Here is a 1,757-nt window from a genome sequence, read left to right on the forward strand (position 1 = left end):
CCGGACCTGGACGACGTCTTCTTCGCCCTCACCGCCACCGACCACCCGAAGGAAGCTGTCCGATGAGCTCGCTGTCCCTCGCCGTCCGTGACACGTCGACGATGCTGCGCCGCAACCTCCTGCACGCCCGCCGCTACCCCTCCCTGACCCTGAACCTCCTGCTCACCCCGATCATGCTGCTCCTGCTGTTCGTCTACATCTTCGGCGACACGATGAGCGCGGGCATGGGCGGCGCAGACCGCTCCGACTACATCGCCTACCTGGTCCCCGGCCTGCTCCTGATGACGATCGGCTCGACCACGATCGGCACGGCGGTCTCCGTCTCCAACGACATGACCGAGGGCATCACCGCCCGCTTCCGCACCATGGCCATCCACCGCGGCTCGGTCATCACCGGCCACGTCATCGGCAGCGTGCTCCAGTCGGTCATCAGCGTGCTCCTGGTCGGCGCGGTGGGCGTGGCGATCGGCTTCCGCTCCACCGACGCCACCGCCCTGGAATGGCTGGCGGCCTTCGGCCTGCTGGTCCTCTTCGCCACCGCCCTGACCTGGATCGCGGTCGGGATGGGCATGGTGAGCCCGAACGCGGAGGCGGCGAGCAACAACGCGATGCCGCTGATCTTCCTCCCGCTGATCTCCAGCACCTTCGTCCCGGTCGACCAGATGCCCGGCTGGTTCCAGCCGATCGCCGAGTACCAGCCCTTCACCCCGGCCATCGAAACCCTCCGCGGCCTGCTCCTGGGCACCGAGATCGGCCACAACGGCTGGCTCGCCCCGGCCTGGTGCCTCGCCCTGACCGCCCTCGGCTACCTCTGGTCGAAGGCGGTGTTCAACCGAGACCCCAAGTGACCCCGACGCACGATGAACGGCCCCCTTCGGAAGGCCCGTCGCTACCGCCCACGCCGGCGGTCAGGACGGGCCTTCGCCGCGTCCAGGGCGTCGGCCCGTTCTTGGAGGGCGGCGGCGATGTCGTCCCAGTCGGGCCCGTGCAGGTGAAGGCTGACCGCTGCCTCCCGCATCAGTTCGGGATCGTCGGGCCGCTGAAGGAGAACGAGTCGGTACGCGAGGTTGCGGATCCGTACGGGCAGGTACCCGTCGGCCAGGTGGGGGCACAGCTCCCGCAGCATGGCCAGGATCGCGTCGGCATCGGCGAAGGTCAGGGCCTCGATGAAGTAGGCCTCGTCGTGATCCCGGTCGCACGGCGGAGAGGGGCGGTACTCGTCCCCGAAGACGCATCGGGCGTGTTCCGTCAGGGTGGCGTGCATGGGCCCGACCCTACGCAGTGCACGAGGAGCAGTGCGTCTCGTCGCCGACGGGCCGGAACAGCGTCGTCTGGGTATGGCGACCGGTGCACTCGCGGGTGCCTTCGAGCCGCGCGGAGATCCGCGGCCCGGAGGAGGCCAGGGAGGGCAGCTCGCGGCGGGGTACGTCGCGCAGGAGGTAGCGGACGAGGCCGCCGGGCCGGTGGACGGGGGTCCCGTCACCGGGAAGGCCGCGCAGGATGTGTTCGTGGACGTCGGTGGAGGTGTGCCCGGCGTCGAGCCAGCGGGCGGCGAGGCGGGCGAGTTCGTCGCGCATGCCGGGCGGGATGTGGCGCAGGGCGGGGGAGAGGACGGGGAGTACGCCGACGAGGGCGCGGGCGTCGTCGATCCGAGGCGATGCCTCCTCCACGGCCTCGGGGGGAAGGTGGGAGGTGTCCTCCTGGCGGTCTTGCTTTGGATGACCGCCGGTCGGCGGGGCCGTCGGCCGGCCGACGGC

The 1,757-nt window shown here is 70.8% G+C and carries 2 protein-coding genes and 1 pseudogene; 1 reads left to right on the forward strand and 2 read right to left on the reverse strand.

Annotated features, from left to right (window positions below):
* Positions 1-62: 62 nt before the first annotated feature.
* A complete protein-coding gene (locus tag CCN56_RS26900) occupies positions 63-848 on the forward strand; it encodes an ABC transporter permease (RefSeq protein ID WP_086830554.1) in 786 nt (261 codons plus the stop codon).
* Between the two features lie 41 nt (positions 849-889).
* On the opposite strand, the gene CCN56_RS26905 is transcribed toward CCN56_RS26900, so the two are convergent.
* Together CCN56_RS26905 and CCN56_RS26910 are read right to left on the reverse strand one after the other, a co-directional pair.
* Positions 890-1,264, reverse strand: a complete 375-nt coding sequence (locus tag CCN56_RS26905) for a hypothetical protein (protein WP_086830555.1) — start codon at positions 1,262-1,264, stop codon at positions 890-892.
* A gap of 10 nt (positions 1,265-1,274) precedes the next feature.
* Positions 1,275-1,757 (reverse strand): annotated as a pseudogene (locus tag CCN56_RS26910) (hypothetical protein); the annotation flags it as partial.

Source organism: Streptomyces sp. NRRL B-24572, from assembly GCF_002156145.1.
GTDB classification, from domain to species: domain Bacteria; phylum Actinomycetota; class Actinomycetes; order Streptomycetales; family Streptomycetaceae; genus Streptomyces; species Streptomyces vietnamensis.